Source organism: Lentzea sp., assembly GCF_035525475.1.
Lineage (GTDB): Bacteria > Actinomycetota > Actinomycetes > Mycobacteriales > Pseudonocardiaceae > Lentzea.
Genome location: NZ_DATLEC010000034.1, coordinates 16,095 through 38,161, shown reverse-complemented (window position 1 = coordinate 38,161; position 22,067 = coordinate 16,095). Strand labels below are relative to the sequence as shown.

16 protein-coding genes are annotated in these 22,067 nt (G+C 69.6%); 11 read left to right on the top strand and 5 right to left on the bottom strand.

The features are described 5' to 3' along the window. Positions 1-43: 43 nt before the first annotated feature. From VM306_RS04695 to VM306_RS04685, 3 genes are all read left to right on the top strand, one after another. Positions 44-877 (top strand): LCP family protein, encoded by an 834-nt coding sequence (locus VM306_RS04695; protein ID WP_325511232.1) that lies wholly within the window; start codon positions 44-46, stop codon positions 875-877. Positions 878-1,128: 251 nt separating this feature from the next. Continuing rightward, complete coding sequence (locus VM306_RS04690; protein WP_325511230.1) at positions 1,129-4,941, top strand: hypothetical protein; 3,813 nt, start codon at positions 1,129-1,131, stop codon at positions 4,939-4,941. Positions 4,942-4,992: 51 nt separating this feature from the next. Continuing rightward, positions 4,993-5,490 carry a DUF2165 domain-containing protein gene (locus VM306_RS04685; protein ID WP_325511228.1) on the top strand — a complete coding sequence of 166 codons (498 nt, stop codon included), beginning with the start codon at positions 4,993-4,995 and terminating at the stop codon, positions 5,488-5,490. Here the strand turns inward: VM306_RS04685 and VM306_RS04680 are convergent. The 3 genes from VM306_RS04680 to VM306_RS04670 form a co-directional block, all read right to left on the bottom strand. Then, complete coding sequence (locus VM306_RS04680) at positions 5,465-7,153, bottom strand: diguanylate cyclase domain-containing protein (protein WP_325511226.1); 1,689 nt, start codon at positions 7,151-7,153, stop codon at positions 5,465-5,467. The genes VM306_RS04685 and VM306_RS04680 overlap by 26 nt on opposite strands. A gap of 723 nt (positions 7,154-7,876) precedes the next feature. Then, positions 7,877-10,198, bottom strand: coding sequence for a helix-turn-helix transcriptional regulator (locus VM306_RS04675; RefSeq protein WP_325511224.1), 2,322 nt, complete (start codon positions 10,196-10,198; stop codon positions 7,877-7,879). A gap of 2 nt (positions 10,199-10,200) precedes the next feature. Then, the gene (locus VM306_RS04670) at positions 10,201-11,415 is read right to left on the bottom strand and encodes an Hsp70 family protein (RefSeq protein ID WP_325511221.1); all 1,215 of its coding nucleotides are present in this window, start codon (positions 11,413-11,415) and stop codon (positions 10,201-10,203) included. 218 nt (positions 11,416-11,633) lie between these two features. Between VM306_RS04670 and VM306_RS04665 the strand changes: the two genes are divergently transcribed. The 4 genes from VM306_RS04665 (at position 11,634) to VM306_RS04650 (ending at position 17,300) form a co-directional block, all read left to right on the top strand. Further along, positions 11,634-12,542: an IniB N-terminal domain-containing protein gene (locus tag VM306_RS04665; protein ID WP_325511219.1), complete on the top strand. Its 909-nt coding sequence runs from the start codon at positions 11,634-11,636 to the stop codon at positions 12,540-12,542. 191 nt (positions 12,543-12,733) lie between these two features. Continuing rightward, complete coding sequence (locus VM306_RS04660) at positions 12,734-14,539, top strand: dynamin family protein (RefSeq protein WP_325511323.1); 1,806 nt, start codon at positions 12,734-12,736, stop codon at positions 14,537-14,539. Continuing rightward, the gene (locus tag VM306_RS04655) at positions 14,536-15,930 is read left to right on the top strand and encodes a hypothetical protein (protein WP_325511217.1); all 1,395 of its coding nucleotides are present in this window, start codon (positions 14,536-14,538) and stop codon (positions 15,928-15,930) included. Before VM306_RS04660 ends, VM306_RS04655 begins: the two co-directional genes overlap by 4 nt. 92 nt (positions 15,931-16,022) lie before the next feature. Then, complete coding sequence (locus VM306_RS04650) at positions 16,023-17,300, top strand: PhzF family phenazine biosynthesis isomerase (protein ID WP_325511215.1); 1,278 nt, start codon at positions 16,023-16,025, stop codon at positions 17,298-17,300. On the opposite strand, the gene VM306_RS04645 is transcribed toward VM306_RS04650, so the two are convergent. Next, positions 17,290-17,721 carry a nitroreductase family deazaflavin-dependent oxidoreductase gene (locus VM306_RS04645; RefSeq protein WP_325511213.1) on the bottom strand — a complete coding sequence of 144 codons (432 nt, stop codon included), beginning with the start codon at positions 17,719-17,721 and terminating at the stop codon, positions 17,290-17,292. The genes VM306_RS04650 and VM306_RS04645 overlap by 11 nt on opposite strands. A gap of 182 nt (positions 17,722-17,903) precedes the next feature. Here VM306_RS04645 and VM306_RS04640 point away from each other — a divergent pair, with 182 nt between their 5' ends. Next, positions 17,904-18,854 (top strand): LysR family transcriptional regulator, encoded by a 951-nt coding sequence (locus VM306_RS04640; protein WP_325511211.1) that lies wholly within the window; start codon positions 17,904-17,906, stop codon positions 18,852-18,854. A 48-nt stretch (positions 18,855-18,902) separates the two neighbouring features. On the opposite strand, the gene VM306_RS04635 is transcribed toward VM306_RS04640, so the two are convergent. Beyond that, a complete protein-coding gene (locus VM306_RS04635) occupies positions 18,903-19,661 on the bottom strand; it encodes an NmrA family NAD(P)-binding protein (RefSeq protein WP_325511209.1) in 759 nt (252 codons plus the stop codon). Positions 19,662-19,768: 107 nt separating this feature from the next. On the opposite strand from VM306_RS04635, the gene VM306_RS04630 reads away from it, so the two are divergent. The 3 genes from VM306_RS04630 to VM306_RS04620 all read left to right on the top strand — a co-directional run bounded on the left by VM306_RS04630 (position 19,769) and on the right by VM306_RS04620 (position 21,953). Continuing rightward, positions 19,769-20,083, top strand: a complete 315-nt coding sequence (locus tag VM306_RS04630; RefSeq protein WP_325511207.1) for a helix-turn-helix domain-containing protein — start codon at positions 19,769-19,771, stop codon at positions 20,081-20,083. 355 nt (positions 20,084-20,438) lie between these two features. Next, positions 20,439-21,296, top strand: coding sequence for a gamma-glutamylcyclotransferase (locus VM306_RS04625; protein ID WP_325511204.1), 858 nt, complete (start codon positions 20,439-20,441; stop codon positions 21,294-21,296). Positions 21,297-21,362: 66 nt separating this feature from the next. Next, complete coding sequence (locus VM306_RS04620) at positions 21,363-21,953, top strand: DUF4232 domain-containing protein (RefSeq protein WP_325511202.1); 591 nt, start codon at positions 21,363-21,365, stop codon at positions 21,951-21,953. Positions 21,954-22,067 lie beyond the last annotated feature (114 nt).

Below are 22,067 nucleotides of genomic sequence, written 5' to 3'. Positions count from 1 at the left end.
GCTCACGGTCTCGGGGACCGCTGTCGTCATCGGCGCGGGCGTCGTGGCCGGGGGTTCGTACTGGCGGCTCGAGAGCAATCTCAAGACCGTCGACCTCTCCGAGGAGATCACCCATCCCAGGCCTCCTTCGACGCCTGGCCGGCCCCTCGGCATCCTCCTGCTCGGCAAGGACGACGGGCGGTCGGACACGGCCATGGTCGTCCAGCTCAACGCTCTGGGCGACCAGGCTCGGGTGGTGAGCATCCCGCGCGACACGATGGTGCCCCGGCCTCAGTGCGGGGTGAACCCGCCTGCTGCCATCGCCATGTTCAACAATGCCTTCTCCACAGGCGGGGCGGCGTGCACGGTGGCGACTGTCGAGCAGATGAGCGGGATTCGCATCGACCACTTCGTGCAGATCGACTTCACCGGGTTCCGCGACGTCGTCGACCGGCTCGGGGGGATCGACATCTCGTTGCCCGAGGCGATCGACGACGACAAGAGCGGGCTGCACGTGCCTGCCGGGCCCACCAAGCTCGACGGGACGCAGGCGCTCGCATTTGTCAGGACTCGGTACAGCATCGGGGACGGGAGCGATCTCAACCGCATCAAGAACCAGCAGTTGTTCATGCGCGCGTTGAGCGAGAAGCTGGCGAACGAGAATTGGCTCGCCAGCCCTCAGAAAACGCTGGAACTCGCTGACTTGCTCACGCGGTCTGTTGTGACGGACACCGGTATCGGGTCAATTCCTGAACTGGCGGATCTGGCGGGAAAGCTCACCGCGTTGAAACCGGACGCCATCACCTACGTGACGTTGCCGACCGAGACCTACCTGCCCGATCCGAACCGGGTCCAGCCCAAACAACCTGAAGCGGATGACTTGTGGAAGGCCGCCTGACCTAACAGGCCGCGCCCTGCCACTCGGACGGCCGAGGCCACGGCTGAGGAGACCCCCAGCGCTCCTCAGCCGCGGACACGATTCCCCAGTTGGCCACTACCACTGCGACGGTCTCCCGTTCTCGTGATGGACGTGGAGTCGAGGTTGTCAGACCACCTCGTTAGGGTGGGTTGCTGACGGCCTGTCCGGTGTGTGCGTCGCAGCTCAGACGGGCGGTCCGCGTTTTCCGGTCCGGACGAGGTGGAGGCGGCTTGGGACCCCGTGGCGTCTTCGCGGAGCGCTTCGCGCTGCTCTACGCGGAGGCAGGCGACCCGCCGCTCAAGCGGGTCACGGAGTCGGTGAGCCGTGCCCGCAGGACGGACGAGCAGGGGCGGCCGGTTCGCGTGCCGGCTCAGCGGGTCAGCGACTGGCGGCGCGGGCGCAACGTCCCCGCCCGGTTCAGCGGGCTGAGCGCCGTCCTCGAGATCCTCGTCGGGGAGGCCCGCAGGCGAAAGCCCCATCCGGCGATCGACGGTCTTTACGAACTGGATTCGTGGCGCTCGCTGTGGGAAGAGGCGCTCGCCAGTCCTGTCACCGATGCGGAAACACCGCCTCAGGAAGACAACGCGGTCTGCCCTTACATGGGGTTGAGCGCGTTCGGGCCGCAGGACGCCAATTGGTTCTTCGGACGGGAAAGGGCTACCAACGCCCTTCTCGAGCGGTTGAACGAGAACGGCATCACGATGCTCGTCGGCGCGTCCGGCGCCGGCAAGTCGAGTTTGATGAAAGCGGGCGTTCTTCCGCGTCTCGGCAAAGACGTCATCATCATTTCTCCCGGCACCGACCCGTTGAAGGAGTTCGCGCTCCAGGAGCCGGAGCTGATCCCCACGCTGGAGGCGGCGGCCGGCTGCGAGGTGTTCACCGGGTTCGCGCACGAGGTGCAGGTGGCGGTCGGCGACAGGGTGGTGATCGTCGACCAGTTCGAGGAGGCGTTCACCCTCGGCGGCGACGAGAACCGGCTGCGGATCTTCGTGCAGGCTCTGCACGCGGCGGCGGAGAAGACGGCGGTCGTGCTCGGTGTGCGGGCCGACTTCTACGCGCGCTGCCTCGACTTCCCCGAGCTCGCCGAGGCGCTGCAGAGCCGGCAGATGGTGCTCGGCGCGATGTCGGCCGCCGAGGTGCGCGACGCCGTGACGAGCCCGGCCAAGGCGGCGGGCCTGCAGCTCGAACCGGGGCTCGTCGACCTCGTGCTGCGCGACCTCGGCGCGCACAACCGCCGCGGCAAGGACGCCTACGACGCGGGCGCGTTGCCGCTGCTCAGCCATGCCCTGCTGGTGACGTGGCAACGGCGGCAGGCCGGCCGTCTCACGATCGCCGGCTACCGGGCGTCCGGCGGCATCCAGGGCGCTGTCGCCACCACGGCCGAGCGCGCCTGGTTCGACCTCGACGGACCGGCGAGGGCCGCGGCGAAGCAGCTGCTCCTGCGCCTGGTCAGGGTCGGTGACGACACCCAGGACACCCGCCGCCGGTCCAGCCGCCACAGCCTGCTGGAGGCCAGCACGAACCTCGCCGCGACCGAACGCGCGCTCGAGGTCCTCACCCGTGCCCGGCTGATCACGCTCGACGCCGCCGCCGTGGAGATCACGCACGAGGCGCTGCTGCACGCGTGGCCCCGGCTGCGCGGCTGGATCGACGAGGACCGCGCAGGCAACCTCGCCCGCCAGCGCCTGGAGGAGGACGCGGCCACGTGGTCCGCGCAGGACCGCGACTCGTCGTTGCTCTACCGCGGCGCACGGCTGGAGGGCGTGCGGCAGCAGCAGAACGTCACCACGGTCGCGAAGGAGTTCGTGCGGACGTCCGAGCGCCAGCACCGCAAGAGCGTCTGGCTGCGCCGGTCGGCCGTCGCGCTCGTGTCGGTCTTCGCGCTGATCGCCGCCGGTGCCGCCGTGATGGCCGTGCAGCAGCGAAACGACGCCCTGTACCGCCAGGTCGTCGCGGAGGCGGACCGCGTCTCGGCGTCCGACCCGTCGCTGTCGGCGCGGCTCTGGCTCGTCGCGCACCGGATGCGCCCGGACGACCAGGCCGTCAACGCCAAACTGCTCGCCACCCAGCAGGTCCCGCTCGCCGTGCCGCTCACCGGGCACACCGGCGCGGTCTACCTGACGACGTTCAGCCCGGACGGCACGCTCCTCGCCACCGCGAGCTACGACCGCACCGCCCGGCTGTGGGACGTCAGGGACCGCAGCAACCCCAAGCAGATCGCCGTCCTCACCGGGCACACCGACTGGCTCAGCTCGGCCGTCTTCAGCCCGGACGGCAAGCTCCTCGCGACCACCGGCCAGGACGCGACGATCCGGCTCTGGGACGTGACGAAGCCGGACTCCCCCACCGCGCTCAGGACCATCGAGACCGGCAACGGCACGTCCTACCTGCTGGAGTTCAGCCCGGACGGCAGGCTCCTCGCGGCGGCGAACGAGGACAGGTCCGCGCGCCTGTGGGACGTCCGCGACCCGGCGAACGCCAAGCCGGTCGGCGACCCGCTGCGCGACCACACCGCCGCGGTCCGCTCGCTCGCGTTCAGCCCGGACGGCAGGACGCTGGCCACCACGGGCGACGACCAGACCGTCCGGCTGTGGGACGTCGCCACGAGGACCAGGATCGGCAGGCCGATGGCCGGGCACACCCTCGGCATCCACTCGGTGGCGTTCAGCGGTGACGGCAAGCTCCTCGCGAGCGGCGGCGACGACAAGACCGTGCGGCTGTGGGACCCGGCGACGCAGGAACCGGTGGGGCAACCGCTGGCGGGCCACACGGGCGCCGTCTGGTCGGTGAAGTTCAGCCCGGACGGCCACGCGCTCGCGAGCGGCTCGGCCGACGCCACCGTGCGGCTGTGGAACCTGGCCGACCCGGCCGCGCCGAGCCCGCTCGGCCGCCCGATGTCCGCGCCGGGCGCGACGATCTTCGCGATCGGCTTCAGCCCGGACGGCGGCGCGCTCTCCACCGGTTCGGGGGAGAACGTCGTGCAGCTCTGGTCGTTGCCGGGGTCGATGCTGCTCGGCCACACCTCCCACGTGCCGACGCCGGCGTTCCGGAAGGACGGCAAGCTCGTCGCGACCGGTTCCGGTGACAAGACCGTGCGGCTGTGGGACGTCTCCGACTCGCACCACCCCGTGCAGGTCGGGCCACCCCTGACCGGGCACGAACGCACCGTGAGCGGACCGGAGTTCCGCCCGGACGGCCAGGTGCTCGCCACCGCGGCGGGCGACCGGACCGTGCGCCTGTGGGACGTGGCCGACCCCTTGCACGCCAGACAGCTCGGCGAGCCGCTCGTCCTGGACAACCGGTTCGCGGCGCAGGTGGCGTTCCGCCCGGACGGCCAGGTGCTGATGACCAACCACACCGACGAGTCGGTGCGGTTGTGGGACGTGCGCGACCCCGCCAGGCCGACACCGCTCGGTGAACCCATGACCGGCCACGACGGTTACGTCAACGACGCCGCGTTCAGCCCGGACGGCCGCACCCTCGCCACCGCGAGCAGCGACAGGACGGTCCGGTTGTGGGACGTGAGCGACCCGTCGAAGCCGCGTCCGCTGGGCGCGCCGATCCAGGACGCCCAGATCGTGCTGCGGGTGCTCTTCACGGCGGACGGCTCCACGCTCGTCTTCTCGGGGCAGAGCAAGGAGGTCCGCCTCTTCGACGTGCGCGACCGCGAGCACCCGGCGCAGATCAGCGAGCTGCGCGGCCACACCGGGACGGTCGGCGGGGTGTCGATCAGCGCGGACGGCCGGTTGCTCGCGAGCAGCAGTGCGGACAGGACGTTCCGCCTGTGGGACATCACGAACCCGGCCGAGCCGGCCTACCTCGGTCAGCAGATCACCGGCGAGTGGGCGGCGGAACCGCTCGTGCAGTTCTCGCCGCAGGGCCGGCTGCTCGCCACCGGCAACGCCGACGGGGTCGTGCGCCTGTGGGACCTCGACGTCGAGCACGAGATCGAGCGCATCTGCACGACCACGCGGGGCGCTCTCACCCCGGCGTTGTGGGAGGAACGCCTGCCGCAGCTGGAGTTCCAGGACCCCTGCGGCTGAGCCGTGCAAACGCGCCTCACCAGCGGCTGCCCATCGGTTACTGTCCGCGCCATGCGTCTTCTTGCTCGGGTCGGCAGCTTACGCGCGGTCGTCGCGGTGACCGTCGGGTTCATCGCTCTCAACATGCTTCTGGTGGTGCTCGGCAACATCACGGACTACGGCACCAACGAAGCGTTCGTCCAGCACGTCCTCGCCATGGACACCACGTTCGGCGAGGGCCTGAAGTGGCGGGCCATCACCAGTCCCGCGATCGTCACCGTCGTCTACGTCGCGATCATCGTGTGGGAGGCGATCTCCGCGATCCTGCTGACCGCGGGCACCGTCGCCTACGCCCGCGGCAGGGAGGACAGCGCACGCACGCTCGCGTCCGCCGGTCTGCTGATGGTGGTGGCGCTGTTCCTCGGCGGGTTCATCACGATCGGCGGCGAGTGGTTCGCGATGTGGCAGTCGAAGGACTGGAACGGCATCACCGCCGCCCTGCGCATGGTGACCATCGCGGGCTTCGCGCTGGTCCTCGTGCACCTCAGCCCCCGGCGGGCCACTCCGTAGTCGGCTCTACGCAGAACACCGGCCCGACCCCCGCGTCGGCGCCGAGCTCGGTCCACCACTGGCGTTGCTCAGCGTCCTCGATCGCGTCGATCACCACGACGCCACCGGCCTCGTGCACGAACCCGACGAGGTCGCTGAGCACATGTGACACCAGCTGGTCCGGTCTCTCGGAACGCCCCTTCACCCGCACGGCCGTGACACCGAGCGAGCGGACCAGCTCGATCTCCGCGGTCGACCCGGAGAAGTCGCGGGCACCGATGTGAATCCCCATCTCCGACAACACTTCGAGGTTGTCGGCGGCCTCGCTCTCCTCGTCCGCGAGCACGTGCACCGGGAACCCGAGCAACAGCCTCGACTCGTGCAACCCGGTGTCCGCCAACACCCTCCGCACGTCGCGAATGAGGTCAGGACTCTTCGCCAACCCTTCGGTGAGGCACACCGCGAGCATCTCGTCGTGCCCGCGCGCGGCCTCCGCGGCCCGCCGCAACATCCACTCGCCGAGCGGCAGCATCAACCCGGTGTGCTCGGCCATCGACACGCACTTCTCGTGGTGGATCAGCCCGGCGTCCCGGTGCCGCCAGTTGAGCTCGGCCTCGACGCACACCCGAGCCGACCCGTCGAGCTTCATGACGGGGTTGAACACGACCTCGATCTCGCCGCTCTCCCAGGCACCGGGCATGACGGCGGCAAGCCCGAACTCCTCCTGCTCCCGCTTGTCCTGCACGGAGTCGTGCAGCCCCCACTGCCGACGCCCACTGCGCTTGGCCCGCCGCAACGTCATGTCGGAAGCCCGCAACACCTCAGCGGGCCGGTCACCGCAGTGCAGCCGCGGCAGCACCCCGACGGTCGCCGACACAGCCACACCCTGCTCACCGAAGTAGACGGGCTCGCCCAGCTCCTGCTCGATCATCCGGATGGTCGTGTCCACGTCAGGCGTGTCGGCCCCGTTCTCGACCAGCACGGCGAACTCGTCACCCTCCAGCCGGGCAACCATCGCCTTCTCGTCGGAGAAGACGGCACTCAACCGCTCGGCGACAAGCCGAAGGACCTTGTCGCCGACCTCCCACCCCAGCCCGTCCGTGATGACGGCGAACGCGTCGAGATCAAGGTGGTACAACGTCACCCCGTGCTCGATGTCGCTGTGCAACAACGACTCCAGCCGAGTGGTGAGGTACTGCCGGTTGGGCAACCCGGTCAACGCGTCGTGCAACGACTGGTACTGCAACCGCCCGCCGAGCAACGTGAGCTGGCTGTCGTCGTCGATCATCAACACGTAGTGCCGAGGGTTGTCCTCAGCGTCCTTCTGCATGGTCGCAGCGAGCAAGACCCGGAAGTGCTCCCCATCCCGGTCGATCAACCGAGGCCGCTCCTCGACCCGCCGCATCCGCCCGTACCGAAGACTGGCCAGCGCATCATTGATCAACGGCAGGTCAGCAGGCGCGATCAAATCCGTGAGCGTCATCCCGGCAACGTCCTCACGCCGCAGGATGGCGCACAAAGCCTCGTTGGCCCGCTCCAACTCCCCGTCGAGACCGACCATCGCAATACCGGTGGACGAGTGCGCGAAGATGTCCTCGAACCGCTCCTCGCTGGCCCGCAGGTCGAGCTGCACAGCCCTGTTGGCCCGCAGCAGAGCCTGACTGACACTCTCCTGCTGCTCCAACACAAAAGCCTGGATAGCAGCCGTGTAAGCCGCCGAAACAGTCCCGATCACCAACGCGGCAGTGCGCGCGTCAGCCCCCTCCTGCACGACGAACTCAGCCAGCACCTCAACAGACCGGCTCAAACTCTCAGCACCAACGCAGTGGATCTCCACCAACCGAGACCCGACCACAGCGGCAACGGCAGGATCTTCGGCAACCGCCTCAGCCACGACGTTCAACAGCTTACGCAACTCTTCAGTGAGCTTGGCAGCAGACAGAGGAACGTAGGCGGTCCGCCCGATCTTGACCGCCCAGTCATGCGCGAACTCGTCACGACCCCGGGGCCGCGACGGTCCAACGTCGTCCTGGCTCGGCAAAACGATCCACCTGACCGGCTCGGCGAACAACGGTGCGGAAGCCTACCGCCAGCAAACCACACCGTCCCAATGCGCGGGGGTGTTCCCCCCATCGGGGGTACGACATTTCCGAGGGTTACACCCTTTACTCGCTCGATCGGAGCAACTTTCCCGAAAAAGGCGTAACCACCGCCCTCTTCCGGGACTCAAGACGACTTACGCCACACAGGACAAGCCAACAACCGCGAAGCCGAAGGCGAGCCGGCCAGGTCCGCCCTTGAGCGAAGCTCCCAGCGGCGCGGTCCCCCCGATCAGATTGCCGGAGGTCCGGGGGCAGCCCCTGGGTGAAAGCACGCAACAGGAACAGCCGCACGCATCCGGGGAACGCTAAGACGCAACCCCGATGATGTGCCGCAACTGAGCCAGCAGATCCGACCGGGACGTAGACCCCAACCGCTGCCTCATCCGAGCCATGTGGTGCTCAACAGTCTTGGCGGAGATGAACAACCGATCCCCGACCTGCTTGTAGGTCATCCCCTCCACCACCAACCGAGCCACCTCCCGCTCCCGATCGCTCAACTTCCCGGCATCCTCGACGACCGCGACATCACTCTCAACAGCGACCCGACGAGCAGAAACCGTCCGCCCCTGCAACAACCGGGCACAGTCCAGCAACCGAACCATCGCCTGCCGATCAGAAGTGCGGATGGCAGCCTGCCCTGCCAACCGAGAGGCGTCCCACCACAGCCCGACGGCGTGCAGGCCCCGAGCAGTCTCCTCAACCCGGTCAGCGTCGACCTTCCCGGCCACGACATCCAGCCAACACTCAGCAGCAGCAGAAACCACAGCGCAGTACCGGTTCCGCTCCCGATGAACAGCCAGTGCAGCCGCATGCTCCTCAGCAGCAGCGGTGTTCTCATCGATGATCGCGGCGTGCAACAGGCTCCAGTGCAGCTGAGTGGCCCACAACGGCGGATCGCCCAGCGAGCGCAGCAAAGCCCGAGCCTGAGCCAGATGAGGCGCCAACCGCCCCTGATCCCTCAACCGAGCAGCGGCAGCAGCGAACTCCCCCAACGGCAACAGGCTGAAGAGATCCACCGGGTGCCGAAGCACAGCCTCACAGGCCTGCTCCCAGGTCCGCCGCAAGGTGGCCAGGTCGGAGTTGCGCCGAGCCACCCCGACTTCCAGGGCCACAGCGAAAATCCAGTCCCGAGGCTCGAACGCCCCGCGAACGGACATCAAGGTCTCACGAGCAACGGCCAGGTTCCCGCGCAGCATGTGCACCCAGGCCTGCAACAACCGATGCCGCACGGACATCAGCACACCACCGGTACCGCTCTCCACAGCGCGGTCCAGCACGGACTCGGCAACGTTCGGCTCACCGCAGTGCACCGCGACCAGAGCGGCCAACGCAGCGGGAGAATCGGGCAGCAACACCGCCCCACCAGCGGGTTCGAGCATCGACGAAGCGCGAACCAGAGTGGACAGCGCAGCGGTCTCCGCTCCGGAGACCGACTGCCGAACCCCCTGCAACATCAACGAGGCCGCACCACCGAGCATGGTCGGCGGCTGCGGAGGCGTCTCCTCGAACCGGTGCCCGGTGCCGATCAACCCGATCCCGGCGAAAGCAGCCGCATAAGGCGTGGCGGCCCACCGGAACAGCTCAGTCGACCGGGCCAACTGCCCGCGGTGCGCCAAAGCCACCGCGGCGACCTCGGCGGCAGTACGCCGATGCGACGAGTCAGCAGCGCTGATCACCTGGTCGGCGAGCCGCAGGGCCCCGTCGAGGTCGCCGGCCATCGCCGAGGCGGTCGCCCACGACGCCGCGGTCTCGGCGGAAGGCGCCCCGCCACCGGTGGAGGCCTTGAACAGCCGGGCGGCCAACGCGGGATCGGAGGACAGCGCCTCACGGGCGGCGGCAGCGAAAACCGGCCCACCGATACCGGTGTCCAGCAACGGGCGCACCAGGTCCAGCACCGGACCACCGCGGTCGAGCTGCAGCTGGGCCAGCTTCTGCCGGACAGCGATCCGTCGCTCGGCCCGCGTCAACGCGCCCACAGCGCGTTGCGCGAGGGGCAGCAACGTGCCGTCCTCGGCGAGCATGCCGGTGGCGCGGGCGGCCTCGATGATGTCGCTCACCTCGTCGAAGTCCTTGTCCAGCAAGGACGACAGGAGGTCGAGACGCTGCGCGGTGCCGGCCTCGGCGGCCAGCAGGAACTTCTGCAGATCCGGGTCCAGCCAGTCGAGCTCGGCGCGAAAAGCGCCCAGAACCTCCGCGGACACCTCGGACACGGCACCAAGACGCTCGACGTACCTCGGCACGCCCCCGGTCTGAGCGAAGACGAAGTCCACCACGGGCTTCGGCGCGTGCAGGAACTCGCGGACCTGGTCACGGGTGAACGGCGCCAACGGCACGACGACAGCGCCACGGGTCAACTCGGCCAGCGCAGCGCGTCGCGGCCACGGCCGGTACGCCAGCACCAGCAACGGTTCAGCCGACAGCGCCGACAGGGACGCGTCGTCCAGCAGATGCGCGTCGTCGACCACGCGCACGGCCGAGTTGGTGATCTCCGAGAGCAGCGCTGTCTTGCCGCAACCACCGGGCGCCGCGACGACGACGCGCAGCGTTGTGCCCGCTGTGGCCCCGTTGATCCGGTCCAGGACACCTCGCGTGGAGTCGTCCAACACCAACCTGGCTCGCGTGGTCACGCTCAACGGCCGTCCTCATCATCGTCTCGGGAGTCGGATCGGGAGCTGGAGCGGCGTCCGGCGGGTTTCAGCGCGCTCGCCATGCGCTTCACCCGCCTCACCGGCAGTTCCAGCGGGGGCACGTCCACCGGCGGGCGGGGCGGTGGCGCGCTGAAGTCGTCGTCGTCCGGTCTCTCGACCTCGCCGACGGGGAACCGCAACGACGCTTCACGGGTGTGCACCAGAACGGAGGTCTCGAGCGGTTCCGGTTCGCTGTCGGGACCCATCACGACCAGCCGCGCGGCGACGGCGGCGCCCTTGGCCACCGAGTGCTCGGGGGCGGCCTCGCCCAGGACCCGGCAGTCGACGGACGCGGACAGCGCGTCGCCGATCGCGGGCGTCCGGCAGCCACCGCCGACGAGCAGCACCGCGTCGGGCTGCGCGGGTCCCAGCGCACGCACGAACGTGGACACCAGGTGGTCGACGGACGGGCGGATCTCCTCGACGAACTCTTCGCGGCCGATCTCCACCCCGCTGACCACCGCGGAGGGCCCGAAGGCCCGTTTCGCCGCCTCGCACTCGGCGGCGGACACGAGGGCGTCCTTGCCGAGCCGCCCGCGCACCAGGTTCAGCAGCAGGTCGTCGAAGTCGGCGCCGGTGTGGTGGTCGACGCCCTCGACGTGGTTGAGCAGGTCGAACGTCCGGTTCTGCGACCGCTTCACGACGGACGCGGAGAACGCGTGGCTGCCGAGCGAGAACACGGCCAGCGTCGAACCGGGCAGCACGCGGGAGCGCACGGCGTGGTTCTCGGCGGCCGCGAACGGCTCCGGCACGAGCGTCACGTCGTGGACGCCGACCGCCCGCAGGGCCGCGTAGAGCTGGCCCCGCCGATAGGGGCCCCACCCGGCCGGGTGAGCCACCGCCACGTGACGGGGCTGTTCGCCCTCCCTGGCGACGACCTCGGCGATGACCCACATGATCAGCAACGCGGTCAGCTCCTCGGCGGGGCACGTCTCCGGCCCCAGCGAGAACGGCACCGCGTCGCCGACCCGCCTGGCGAAGCCGACGGCCGTCCAGCCGGGCACGCCCCGCTCGCCGACGGAGAACGTCCCGGCGTCCGTGAGCTGCAGGGACGACGGCACCACGTAGGCGATCTCGGCATCTCCGCCACCGTCGAGACGGCACACGGCAGCCGTCGTGCGGGTGGTCCCGACATCGACTCCGAGTGTGTACGCCACGTCTCTTCCTCACCTGTTCGCAGTAGCGACCAGTACCTACACGGGTGAACAAGAGACGCTCAAGCGAAGCCCCTAATCCCCTAGGGGGTCAACGAGCGTCACCCAATCAGGGAACGGGGATTCACTGGGAGTGATCCCCGATGTTCCGGGGTACTCCGCCCTCTTACCTTGTGGCACATCAACTCAACTCTTCCGTGCCTCACCAGGAGTTCCCTCAGATGATCCAGCCCAGCACGCTCCACGACTTCGTGCTCAACCTGCTCAGCGACCCGTCCCTCAAGGCCGCGTTCGCCGCCGACGCTCAGGGCACCCTGGAGCAGGCCGGGCTCGCGGACATCACCGCTGTTGACGTCCAGGAAGTCATCCCGCTGGTCATCGACCTGCTCCCGGAGACCCCCGCGGGCCTGCCCGCCCTCGAGGGCGTCTACTTCGACGGAGTCGTGGAGGACGTCCTGGCGGAGGGGCCGCTCGGCGCCATCAGCCAGCTGCAGGCCGTCGCGTCCCAGCTGACCTCGTCGGGTCTGTCCCTCGACAACCTCACCACCTCCTCGGCCGGCCTCCTCGCCGTCGACGAGAACGGTCTGACCGTGTGGGCCGGCACGAACACCGCCGACGTCTACGGCGCCGGTGCCGTCAAGGTCGACGGTGACTTCTCCGTGGTCAACGACGTGACCTCGGTCCTCGACCAGACCGCGTCCCCGCTCACCGGCACGGTCCTCGACGTGGCCGACACCGCCACCGCGACCGTCGACGCGCCCCTGGGCGGCGTCGCCTCCGCCGTTCCCGGCGCCGACGGCATCCTCGGCCACCTGGGCGGCGTCACGGGCCTGGCCCACGACGCGCTGGGCGTGCTCGGCGGCAGCGACGCCGGTCTCGGCGCGCTCAACGTGACCGGCCTCGACAGCATCTCCGACGGCAACATCGGCCTGAAGACCGACGACACCCTCGGCCAGGTCCAGCACTCGGCGTCCGGTGTCCTCGACACCGCGTCGGGCGTGACCCACTCCGCCACCGGCCTGCTGGGCGACACCGCCGGCGTCGGCAACGTCCTGGGCACCGTCACCGACGTGACCCACAACGTCCCCGTCGTGGGCGACGGCCTCGACCTGGGCGGCCTGCTCGGCTGAGCCACCCTTCCCCGAACCGGCCCTGTCGCACCTGGACAGGGCCGGTTCGGCGTCTCCACGGCGTGATCGAACCGGTACGCACGGTGAGAAACGTCACCGTCCCCCCGAGCAGCCCGTCCTGACAGAACGAGACCGGTCTTGCGTTCGAGGCTTTCACCCAAGGGGGTGAACACGGCACTATGAGTCAGGTGATGGCACCGCCCTGGCTCGACGTGCTCGACGAGACGATCGGGGCCTGCGTCACGCACCGAAGGCCCGATCTGGAGGCCCGGCTGCGCGAGAAGCGGGCACAGCAACTGGATCCCAAGTTGCGCGTACTCGTCGTCGGCGAGTCCAAACAAGGCAAGAGTCAGCTGGTCAACGCGTTGCTCAACGCCCCCGTCTGCGCGGTGGGCGACGACATCACGACGACCGTGCCGACCTACGTCCAGCACGCCGAGACACCCTCGGCGGCGCTGGTCCGCAACGCGTCCGCGAACGGTTCGATCTTCCACACCCCGACCGAGCGCATCGCCGTCCCGATCGACCAGGTGACGAAACAGGCGACGGCCCAGTCGCAGCACGTCGTGCGCGCCGAGATCGGCATCCCCCGCGCGCTGCTGGACAACGGCCTGGTCCTCATCGACACCCCCGGCGTCGGCGACACCCGGTCCGCGCACACCGCCAGCACGTTCGCGACGCTCATGCAGGCGGACGCCGTGCTGCTGGTCTCCGACGCCACGGGCGAGCTGACGTCGGCGGAGATGACGCTGCTCAAGAAGGTCATGGAGGCCTGCCCCAACGTCACGGTGGTGGTCACCAAGATCGACCTCGTGCCGGGCTGGCGTGCCGTGGTGGAGCGCAACAGGGTCCTGCTGGCCCGCGCCGGCGTCCCCGCGAAGCTGATCCCGGTGTCGTCGGCCCTGCGGCTGCGCGCCGCGAAGACCGGCGACCAGCGGCTCAACACCGAGTCGGGCTTCCCCGACCTGCTGGCGTGCGTGCAGCGCGACATCGTCGCGTCCGCCGACCTGCTGGCCCGCCGCGCCGTCGCCGTCGTGGCGTCGAGCGCGATCACCCAGCTCGTCACGCCGCTGCGCGAGGAGCTGACGGCCCACGACTCGTCGCACACGACCGCGACCATCTCCACGCTGCAGGAGGCACAACGGCGCGTGGACGAGCTGCGACGGCGGTCCGCGCGCTGGCAGAACGTGCTGAACGACGAGATGGCCGACCTGGTCTCGGACGTCGAGTACGACCTGCGCGACAGGACCCGCAGGATCCTGCGCGAGGTCGACAAGACCTACGACGAGGCCGACCCCGCGGTCGGCTGGGACAAGTTCGAGCAGTGGCTGGAGGACAACCTCAACGAGGCCGCGACCACGAACTTCGCCTGGCTGATGGAACGCGCGGAGTGGGTGGCCGCGAAGGTCGCGAAGAACTTCCCCGTCTACCGCGAGGACCTGATCCCCGGTTCGGTGCTGCCGGACGACCTGCTGGAACCCGTCAGCAGGCTGGAGAAGCCGAAGATCGAGCCGTTCTCGGTCCCGCAGAAGCTCTTCACCGGCCTGCGCGGCTCCTACGGCGGCGTGCTGATGTTCGGCCTGGTGACCTCGCTCGCCGGCATGCCGCTGATCAACGTGATCTCGCTCGGCGCCGGCGCCCTCTTCGGCGGGAAGTCCATCCTGGACGAGAGCGACCAGCGGCTGAAGCGCCGCCAGGCCGCCGCGAAGGCCGCCGCGCAACGGCACGTCGACGACTTCTTCGTGAAGTTCTCCAAGGACGTCCGCGACTCGGGGCGGCACATCCAGCGCTCGCTGCGCAACCACTTCAGCACGCTCGCCGAGGAGCTCCAGGAGACGTTGCTGGAGTCGGCCCGCAGCGCCAAGCGCGCGATCCAGGACGACCAGACCGACCGCGAGCGCAGGATGCGGGAAGGCCGCAAGGAGCTGGACAAGCTCATCACCCTCTACAAGCGGGTGCAGGCGCTCGGGGGTCCCACCATGGAGCTCTCCGCGTGACATTGGACCGCGTCGTCTGGTCGATGCTGCAGGAAGCGATGGGCGTCTACCGCGACAGCCCGCGCGCCACGGCGTGGTTGCGCTCGCACGCCGAGCGCTACACCGAGCCCGTGCGGATCGCCGTGGCCGGACGCGCGCACATCGGCAAGTCCACTGTGGTCAACGCGCTGATCGGCGACGAGTTCGCGCCGCAGAGCTCGTTCGTCTGGTACCGCGGCGGAACCGAGCCGCGGGCGCACGTGTTCTCCGGTCCCGGCCGCCCGCACGAGGTCGCGATCGGCAGGCGGGGTGCGCGGCACCACGTCGAGACCGGCCAGTTCGACCGCGCGGACAAGGTCGTCGTCGAGTGGCCGTCGCGGGCGCTGCGGGACGTCGTGCTGATCGACACCCCGTCCGAGGCGACGCCGGAGCAGGTGCTGGGCGACGCGGACGCGTTGCTGTACCTGATGCGGCACGTGCAGGACGACGACCTGAGGTTCCTGCGGTCCGCCCACGACCACCCGATCGCCCGCACCGCCGCGATCCACACCGTCGCGGTGCTCGCGCGGGCCGACGAGATCGGGGCCGGACGGATCGACGCCCTGTCGTCCGCCAAGCAGATCGCCCGCCGCTACCGCCGTGACGTCGCCGTGCAACCGTTGTGCCAGAACGTGGTCTCGGTCGCTGGACTGCTCGCGGTGGCCGCGAGGACCTTGCGGGAGGACGAGTTCCAGGCGTTGCGGGTGCTGGCGTCCCTGGGGCGCGAGGAGCTGGAGGACCACCTGCTGTCGGCGGACAGGTTCGCCGGCGAGCAGTTCCCGCTGGCGATGGAACCGGTGGTGCGCCAGGCGTTGCTCGAGCGGTTCGGGATCTTCGGCGTCCGGCTGATCACCGCGTTGATCCGGCAGGGCTTCGACTCGCAGGTGAAGCTCACCGGCCAGCTGGTGCAGCGCAGCGGGCTCGGCGAGCTGCGCGACTCGATCGCCGTCCACTTCACCGAGCGCCGCGAGGTCCTCAAGGCGCGGTCGGCGCTGCTGGCGCTGGACGTGCTGCTGCGGATGGAACCGCGGCAGAACGCCCGCAAGCTGATGACCGACCTGGAACGGGTGGTGGCCTCCGCGCACGACTTCCGCGAGCTGCGGCTCGTGGCGGCGTTGCAGTCGGGACGCACCAAGCTGCCCGCCGAGCTGCAGGCCGAGGCGCTGCGGATCGTCGGCGCCGAGGGCACGGCACCGGCCGCCCGGCTGGGGTTCGAGTACGAGGCCGATGCCGGTGAGCTGCGGGAGGCGTTGCTCGACGCGCTGCTGCGCTGGCAGGCGCAGGCCGCCGACGTGCACGCGCCGAACGACCACCGCAGGGCCGCCCAGGTCGTGGTCCGCACCTGCGAGGGGCTTCTCCCGCAGTTCAGCTAGGCCCTGTCCTGTGAGTCCGTTCGATGAGGGCCACGGTCGAGAGTCCCGGAGGACAGGGCCTGGAGCCACGGCTTCTGGGGCACGATGGGGTCATGGAACTCGTGCCCTGGGGCGACGAACACTTCGAGCACTTCCTGCGGTGGGCGGCCGACCCGAGGATGACCACGTACATCGGTGACGGCAGGCCCTGGACGCCGGACTACGTGGACCTGCGGCACGAGCAGGCGCTGCAGCACTGGGAGGAACACGGCTTCGGCATGCACGCGGTCGTGGAGGACGGCGAGGTCATCGGCGTCGCGCAGATGCTCGACGGCGACCTGGGCGAGATCGAGATCGGCTACTGGATCGACCCGGGGCACTGGGGCCGCGGCGTGGCGACCCGGGTCGCCGAGCAGTTGCGGGACAAGGCTCTCGCCATCGCCGACCGGGTCGTCGCGGGTCATCAGGCCGAGAACGTCGCGTCCGGCCGTGTGCTGGAGAAGGCCGGGTTGACGTACTTCACCAGCAGGTACATGCACGGAAGGCTTCAGCACTGTTATGCGTTGCAGCGGGGTATGAACGACACGGGGGTACTGCGCTACAGCGCGTTCACGACGGATCCGGCAGGCGGCAACCCGGCGGGTGTCGTGCTGGACGCGTCAGGTCTGTCCGACGACGAGATGCTCGCCATCGCCGCGAAGGTGAACTACTCGGAGACGGCGTTCGTCTTCCCGCGCCACGACGAGCGGGTGTTCGACGTCCGGTACTTCAGCCCCAAGGCGGAGGTGCCGTTCTGCGGCCACGCCACGATCGCCACGGCCGTCGCGCTGGCCGAACGGATCGGCGACGGCCTGCTGACGTTCCACACGCCGGCCGGGGAGATCACCGTCGAGACCTCCGGTGGCACGGCGTCGCTGACCAGCGTGCCGACCAGCACGGCGCCCGCGGACCCCGCGCTGGTGGCGGCAGCGCTGAAGGCGCTGGGGTACGACGAGATCGGCGACGGGCCGGTGCACGTCGGCTTCGGCGGCGCGCGTCACCTGCTGATCCCGGTCCGCGACCGCGAGCAGCTGGCACAGCTCGACTACGACTTCGACGCGTTGCGCGACCTGATGCTGGCGCACGACCTGACGACGGTGCACCTGTTCTGGCGCGAGTCCGCGGACCTCGTGCACGCCCGCGACCCGTTCCCGGTCGGCGGCGTGGTGGAGGACGCGGCGACGGGTGCGGCCGCCGCGGCGTTCGGCGGCTACCTGCGCGACCTCGAAGGGCCGCAACGGTTCGTCATCAGCCAGGGCGAGGACATGGGCAGGCCGTCACGGCTGGAGGTCGACGCCACGCGGGAGGACCGGCGCGTTCGCGTGACCGGCGCCGCCGTCGTCATCCCTTGACGCGCTCCAGCACCACGACGGGGATCTCGCGGTCCGTCTTCCGCTGGTACTCGTCGTAGTCGGGCCAGACCTCGGTCATGAGCTCCCACAGCCGGTCCCGTTCCTCGGGGCCGGCCGTGCGGGCGCGCGCCTGGAACTTGTCCGCGCCGACCTGCACGTGGACGACGGGGTCTTCCCGGAGGTTGAGGTACCACGCGGGATGCGTGGGCTTGCCTCCCTGCGAGGCCACGACCGCGAAGCCGTCACCGTCGGGCTGGTAGATGAGAGCGGTGCGCCGCAGCTCGCCGCTCTTGCGTCCGGTGGTGGTCAGCAGGAGCGTGAAGACGCCCGGCCGCCACTCGTGCCCCTCGGCGCCGTCGGTCTCCACGTAGCGCTGGATGTGCTGGTTGACCCAGTCCCTGGGCGAGTCGATCACCGACATGGGTCCGACGCTACTGCCGTGGAGCGCAGGGTGCACGGCAGCAGCGTCGGACCGAGGGGTGCGCACCCTCCCGCACCGGACCCGTTGCGCTGCCGCAAAGCGCCGGGCCGGAAGATCGATCGAGGTCACTATGCCCCGATCGAAGGGTGGCGGCGCATTCAGAACGGGGATACAAGGTCTTTATGCCCGAGCTGGAACTCCGACACCTCCGTGCGGTGCGCACGATCGCCGAAGAAGGCAGCGTGACCAAGGCCGCGACGCGGCTCGGACTGACCCAGCCCGCCCTCTCCGCCCAGCTGCGCACGGTCGAGAGGCTGGTCGGCGGCCAGCTCTTCGACCGGACGCGCAACGGTTGCGTCCCAACGGACCTGGGGCGGCGGGTGCTGGGCACGGCCCGGCTGGTGCTCGACGAGATGGCCCAGCTGATGAGCACCACCCGGCCGGCGGACCGGCGCGGGCCGTTGTTCTTCGGCTGCATCCCGATCCTGTACTTCGCCCGGCTCGTGGAGGGGCTGCGGGAGCTCAACGCCGACGTGCGGGCGGAGGTGCGTCCGTCGTCAGCGGAGATCGTGGACATGCTGGAGGCCGGGCAGGTGCACGTGGCCCTGTTCGAGTTCTTCGACGGGATGCACGCCCGCGACCTGGCCGGGATCGAGCTGCGCAAGCTCGTGACGGAACCGGCGTTCGTGGCGCTGTCCGAGACGGATCCGCTGGCCTCTTCGGAGGAGGTGGAGCTGGCTCAGCTCGCGGACCGCGACTGGGTGACGCCGCCCAAGCAGCACATCGGGTCGCGGACCCAGATGTTCCAGGTGTGCGCGGACGCCGGGTTCGTGCCGCGGCTGACGCACCACACCGGTGAGGCGAGCATGGCCCGCGGACTGGTGGCGAGCGGCTGCGTGTCGTTCGCGGCGGCGCCGTCCCGCACCGGGGACGGCATCGTGATCCGGCGGTTGCGGGGGATGCCGCTGATGACCGACATCTTCGTGGCCATGCGCAGGGACTCGCCGGTGGCCGGGCGGGCGCACGAGGTGTTCGCGTGCGCCGCCGACGCCTACCGGTCCGTGCTGGACCGCAACCCGGAGTACCGGAAGTGGTGGGACGCGCACCCCGAGGCGCACCCGGAGTTCAACTAGTGGTGCGGCCCGAAACGCTGCCGCCCGCCAGCGGGCCGGGCCACGCCACTAGATCGCGATCGGACGGGAGGGACGGCCGATCAGCTTCTCCAGGTCCGGGCGCACCTCGGCGAACACGCCTTCGCGGATCGCCTTGAAGAAGTCCACGAAGAGCGCGGGCACGCCGGCCGAGATCAGGTCGTCGTCGCTCACGTCGCGGAAGCGGTCGCCGGCCAGTTCGGGGAACGACCAGGCGGTGGAGCCGGTGAGCTCGTAGACCTGGTTCTCGTGGCCCTCGGTGGTCAGCGCGACCGCCGCGGCGAGCGCGAAGTCGTCACGGGCGGCGCTCGCCACGCGGCCGTCCTCGGTGGAGACGGCCACGGTCTCGCCGGACAGGACGCCCAGGTAGTTCTCGTGGTACATGCCGTTGCGCAGGAAGGTGAACGGGATGCCGGTGGCCCGGATGGCCTCCTCGGTGGCCTTGTGCACGACGGCCACGCCGACGGTGGAGGTGTCGGCGTCGGTGATGCTGGTGTAGAAGATGTGGCCCACGCCGGCTTCCACGGCCTTGGCGACGGCGTTCTCGTGCTGCTGGATGCGGGTGCCGGTGTCGGGGGCCTCGCCGGACACGATCAGCAGCTTGTCGGCGCCGGTGAAGTCGAGGGTCTCGGGCTGCTCGAAGTCGCCCTGGCGGACCTCCACACCCCCGAGCGTGAACTTCTCCGGCGTGCGCACGGAGACGATGACCGGCTCGTCGGTGCGGTCGAGGACGTAGCGGACCACTGCGTTGCCGAGCTGGCCGGTGGCTCCGGTGATGAGGATCGTCATGGGCAAATCATGCGGTTAGCGCTAACCTGTGGAAAGTACCCACTTTGGAGTGGGGTACTTACTCGGAGGTGAGCATGCAGGTCACCATGTGTCCTGAGCGGGCGACCATGGAGCACATCACAAGCAAGTGGGGCGTGCTGGTGCTGCAGGTGCTGTCCGACGGCGGGTCGTGGCGGTTCAGCGCGTTGCGGCGCGAGCTGGCGGACGTCGTCAGCGAGAAGATGCTCACGCAGACGTTGCGGACGCTGGAGCGCGACGGGTTCGTGCACCGCGACGTCAAGCCGGTGATCCCGCCGCACGTCGAGTACATGCTGACGCCGCTCGGCAAGGGAGCGGCGCGTCACCTCACGGCGCTCGCCCACTGGATCGAGGCGAACCAGCCGGAGGTCTCGCAGGCGCAGCGACGCTATGACAACTCCTGAGCCAGGCCGGAGCATCCGCCGCCACTCATCGGATTTATCACCCGATTGCGCAGTGAACGTTCTCACTGTTTCTCCTGAAGTCCGAGAAAGACATCGGATGGGTCACGATTGAGGGGCGCCATCTGGGGCCCTGAACTGGCACAATGGACCAATGGCCCAACCGTTCACCGACGACAGCCATCCGGCAGAGCCCTATCCGGGCACTCGTCCAGACCACTGTTTCGTCCACGTCGACGAAACGGGCTGGCCAGTGCGACCGGACCTCACGATGGAGTCGGGATGGCGAGTCGAGCCTGAGAACATCGATCTAGACCAATGGCTCGCAAACCACGGTGAACCCCCGCTGGCTGCACGGATGCCGGTGCTCGGCTACGGCTCGAACGCCAACCCGAGCAAGCTCACCTGGCTTCGTGAGGAGCTCGGCCTCGAAGGCCCCGCTGTCGTGCTCCGCGCACGGTGCGAGGGCCTTTCTGCTGTCTGGGCCGCCGGACTGCGCATGCGCGACGGACAGCGTCCCGCCACTCTCGCGGGCGGGCCCGGCGTTGTCGAAGAGCACTCCATCTGGTTCGCCACGCCTGAGCAGTTGCGCGTGCTGGACCGGTGCGAGGGACGCGGTCTGCGCTATCGGCTCGTGCGGGTGCACTCGGGTCGTGTGGTGCTCTACAACGGTGGCGTCATCGACAGCGTGCTGGCCTACACGGCGGGCTCCAAGAAGCGGATGCCCGTGCTCTTCAACGGCCGCATGGTCCGGTGCGCGGACGTGTCGCAGCGGGACGCCCGCGTGCTGGGCGAGAGGCCCGCGACGACGGACGGGCTGGAAGTGACCGAGGTCCACGGCGCCCCGTCGGCCGACGCCTGGCCGGAGCTGCTGTTCGTCTACGGCACGCTGCAGCCGGGGGCGGGCGCCTGGCACCTGATGGAGCCGCACGTCGTGGAGTCGGAGGAGACCCACCTGCCCGGCACGTTGTTCGACACCGGCCTCGGCTACCCCGCGCTGCGTCCCGGCGCCGGCCTCGGCGTGCCCGGCTTCGTGCTGCGGCTCCAGTCGCCGGAGGACTCGCTGCCGTTGCTCGACGAGTACGAGGGCGACGACTACCGGCGTGTGCGCGTAGTGCTGCCCGACGGCCGGATCGCGTGGACCTACATCTGGACCGCGGCGGTGCAGGGCATGCCGGAACTTCCGGACGGATGGGGCGTCCACCAGATCCGGTGAATTTCCGGCACGTTGTGTGGCTTTCTGGAAACTTGGGCACATCCTTCGGTACAGGAGGTTGCACCCATGACTCGTCGGTTGATCGCATGTGGACTGCTGGTGCTCGCTTCCGTGACGGCCTGCGGGACGAGAACACCGGAGAACGCGTCGCAGACGTTGCCGACCTCGGAACCGACACCGTCGTCCAGCGCCAGTTCGTCTCCCTCGCCGGCGGCGGAGTCCGGCGCGGCGCTGGCCGCGGTGAAGCGTTGCGACTCGGCCTCGCTCCGCGGTGAGGTGACCCCGACGGACGCCGCCGCGGGCAACCGCTACGGCAAGTTCGTCGTCACGAACGCCAGCTCGGCGCCGTGCACGCTCAACGGCTACAGCGGTTTCCAGCTGGAGAACGCCTCCGGCGCGGTGCCGACCAAGCTGGAGCGCAAGGCGGACCCCGGCCCTGCCACCGTGACGCTCGCGCCGGGCGGCAAGGCCACGGCGAACCTGCACTGGGGCATCGTCCCGTCGGGCAACGAGCCCGTGGAGGGGTCGTGCCAGCCGGAGCCGTCGAAGGCCGCGGCGATCCCTCCCAACGAGACGGCGCCGCTCAGCGTGCCGTGGACGTTCGGATCGGTGTGTTCGGGCGGCAAGATCGAGATCAGTGCCTTCTACGCCTCGTAGGTACCGATCTGGACGGCTCGCCGGTCGTCCGGGCCGGACACTTCACCGGCGCTTCCGCTCGGCGTTCGCGGACGGCGGGGTCGTCACTCGGGTGCTGGAGTTCGTCCGCGGCGT